The organism is Bartonella sp. MM97QHHN (assembly GCF_042194285.1).
Classification (GTDB): Bacteria; Pseudomonadota; Alphaproteobacteria; order Rhizobiales; family Rhizobiaceae; genus Bartonella.
This window is the reverse complement of record NZ_JBHIMS010000002.1, coordinates 1-2,715: the sequence shown is the minus strand read 5'-3', so window position 1 is coordinate 2,715 and position 2,715 is coordinate 1. Positions and strand designations below refer to the sequence as shown.

Here is a 2,715-nt window from a genome sequence, read left to right as displayed (position 1 = left end):
CCTTGTTTGGCATTATAACTTTTATATTTTTATGTTTTTTAGGAATTAAAAAAAATCCCTACTTTATTCAAAGTATTTTGACATTCGCATCTGTTTCTTTGGTAATAGTCACAACGGTTTTTGCAATTTTATGCAATTCCAAGATTCCTTCTGAATTGCAGAGCAACCCAAAATACAAACGCGGCAATACAACAGGTTGGGTGAAACTAACACGTGATTTACAACAGTATATGCACAGACTTTTAAAGCTAATAAGTTTAGCACTTGTCGTTTTAATTTTCCCAAATAGTTATAAGGAAACTGTTTCTTTACCTTTCATTTCTAAGTACGTGGAGTACAAGCTTTCTTTTTCATTGGATAATGTACTTTGGTACTCAGATATTGCTCTTTGGTATTCTTTTTTAGTTTGTGTATTGTTTCTTATGTTACATACACGCAGTTTAATAAACATATCTATTTACACACTACAGTGCTCAGTTAAAAAGCTATAGTAAAATTTCCGATTTTATAAAACTGTTCAGATTACGTTGTTTCTTCTCAACGTTCATAGATGAGATCAACAAGGAGATAAAAAACTATCGAAAGCAGTTTGATACTCTTTGTAGCAGGAAAGAGATCAACGCATTGAACGAAGCATGGCGTCACGTAAAATTGCGTTAATCCGTGTTTGATATCCTTTCCCTTGACTTTTAAGCCACGCTAGAACGTCTGAATCCACACGTACTGTTGTGACAGTTTTGGTTGGTTTATAGAATGGATTGCGAACGGCGTTTTTCCAAAATGCATCATTGAGTGACGGAATATCACTATGATCAATTGCACTGTCCGGCATTGCAGCCAGCTTATCAACTTCAACTCTCTGTTTATCTGTCAAAGGTGATAAGTTACCTACATCAATTTCATAAAGAACTTTCTTCTTCATAACGTTTCCTTTCTTTCGAGTTAGCTCGCCGCGCTGAAATAATACGGATTACTTCTATACCATCTTTATCATCATGGACAGTATGCGCCACGAGCAGCAGTAAAAAACCATCCACAAGACCCAAAGTTTGCCAACGATATTCTCCGTTTTCAATACGGTCTTGTTTAACCATGGCGAACGGGTCTGCAAAAACACGAGCAGCAATTTCAAAACTGACACGGTGCTTTCTAAGATTACTTTTCGCTTTAGCTTCATCCCATTCAAATCTTATTTTCATATCTTATGTTAATACATTTATGTATGTATTTCAAGAGTTTTAAATGAACACTGAACTATTTATGTTTTTTTGCATATTAAATATAATTTTATATGTTAAAAAACAATATTATCATTTTGAAATAATTGAAAAAATATGAAAATCATGCTAAGATTTTCTATGTATTAAAGTACAAGTTTAAGGTAAGAAAAAACATGCTAAATAAAGTGACATTAATCGGGCGTTTAGGTGCTGATCCCGAAAGCAAAACAATGAANAATGGCATTCAGTTGTGATTTTTAATCCACATTTAGCAAAAATTGCACTTCAATATCTAAACAAAGGTTCAAAGGTTTACATAGAAGGAAAATTACAGACACGCAAATGGCAAGATAAAAATGGGCATGACCGTTACACAACAGAGATTGTCTTACCACAATTCAAAGGCGAGTTGTATTTGCTTGATGCCAAAAAAGATCAATCGGCATCCCCTACCCCTTCACCTATTACTTCTCAAAATTATGCTATCGCTTCAGGTGCTCAAGATTATAGAACAGCTCTTAACGATAGCGTCCCATTCTGATTGAAAAAATATGGCTAAAAGAAAAAAACGTACAAAACGTGGTCGTCCTCGGATTAAAGGGTGTATCAGAGAACCAAATGGACGTATCTCACGAGCAAAAACACCGCATGAACCCATGGATAAATTGGCAATTGAAATGCGTGCCAAACGCTTCTGTTTGACCATAGAAGAGGCTAAAAATCCGCTTTCCGGTACCTATATCGGGCGGCTTTATTTGCAAGGCGAAATAAATCAAGACCAATATGATGCTGCGCAAAAATATCTTGAAGTGAAAAATGACTATTCGTGTGCAAAAGGTTTGCCAAGTGCTGTTTATGATAAAATGCCCTCATCTTCTGATGAGACAGCAAAAGAAAAATGGATTAAATTTGCAACAGAACAGTTTTCAAACATGCAAGAGGCTATCAAAGAAGCACAACACCTCTATAGACAGTATAATCTTTATGCCGCGATACAACATCTTGTTATAGAAAACCAAACATTACCACATCTTGTTAGTTCTTTGCGTATTGCTCTAAATGCTCTCCAGAAGTATTTTTATCCAAAAAATAAATGGTAAATGCTTTAACGTATAAACGATTTTTGGGAACGGAATATTTGCATCATTTGTTTGTAAAGCAGCATATTTAGGTAAAAAAATAAAAAAAACACAATATATTGATTTTTTTTGTTGACAATATGTGAAAAGTCGTATTTAATGACGCTGCTGTACTGGTCGAATTGCGTCCAAAATTCAAAAATATCCTCTAAAAATTTAGTAAAATGTGATCTTGAAACGTGGCTAGAAAGCCCTGTTTTCTGGGTAATTCTGACTAATCTATTTTTCAAATAACAAAAATCAATAATTGACTAATGATGTCATTAATTATGACGCAAAAGGAGCAATGATGAAAGCTGTCATCACTAAGCCAATGTGTGTTGTTGGAGACAATAAAAGCACTGTTCGCTTTGAAC

4 protein-coding genes and 1 pseudogene are annotated in these 2,715 nt (G+C 34.5%); 3 read left to right on the top strand and 2 right to left on the bottom strand.

Going from position 1 to position 2,715, the window contains the following annotated elements; genetic code table 11:
- Nucleotides 1–2: 2 nt before the first annotated feature.
- Entirely contained in the window at nucleotides 3–491 is a 489-nt protein-coding gene (locus tag ACFIJW_RS00035; protein ID WP_375632644.1) for a hypothetical protein, read from the top strand.
- A 125-nt stretch (nucleotides 492–616) separates the two neighbouring features.
- Here the strand turns inward: ACFIJW_RS00035 and ACFIJW_RS00030 are convergent, their stop codons facing one another.
- The gene (locus tag ACFIJW_RS00030) at nucleotides 617–922 is read right to left on the bottom strand and encodes a BrnA antitoxin family protein (RefSeq protein ID WP_273756873.1); all 306 of its coding nucleotides are present in this window, start codon (nucleotides 920–922) and stop codon (nucleotides 617–619) included.
- Nucleotides 900–1,199 carry a BrnT family toxin gene (locus tag ACFIJW_RS00025; RefSeq protein ID WP_375612484.1) on the bottom strand — a complete coding sequence of 100 codons (300 nt, stop codon included), beginning with the start codon at nucleotides 1,197–1,199 and terminating at the stop codon, nucleotides 900–902. Before ACFIJW_RS00025 ends, ACFIJW_RS00030 begins: the two co-directional genes overlap by 23 nt.
- A gap of 194 nt (nucleotides 1,200–1,393) precedes the next feature.
- Here ACFIJW_RS00025 and ssb point away from each other — a divergent pair.
- Nucleotides 1,394–1,761 (top strand): annotated as a pseudogene (gene ssb / locus ACFIJW_RS00020) (single-stranded DNA-binding protein).
- A gap of 10 nt (nucleotides 1,762–1,771) precedes the next feature.
- Nucleotides 1,772–2,320 (top strand): hypothetical protein, encoded by a 549-nt coding sequence (locus ACFIJW_RS00015; protein ID WP_375632642.1) that lies wholly within the window; start codon nucleotides 1,772–1,774, stop codon nucleotides 2,318–2,320.
- Nucleotides 2,321–2,715: the final 395 nt, after the last annotated feature.

Excerpts from the sequence above, each read along its gene's own strand:
- ACFIJW_RS00030 (WP_273756873.1), bottom strand. The coding sequence starts at position 922 with ATGAAGAAGAAAGTTCTTTATGAAATTGATGTAGGTAACTTATCACCT.
- ACFIJW_RS00025 (WP_375612484.1), bottom strand. The coding sequence starts at position 1,199 with ATGAAAATAAGATTTGAATGGGATGAAGCTAAAGCGAAAAGTAATCTT.
- ACFIJW_RS00015 (WP_375632642.1), top strand. The coding sequence starts at position 1,772 with ATGGCTAAAAGAAAAAAACGTACAAAACGTGGTCGTCCTCGGATTAAA.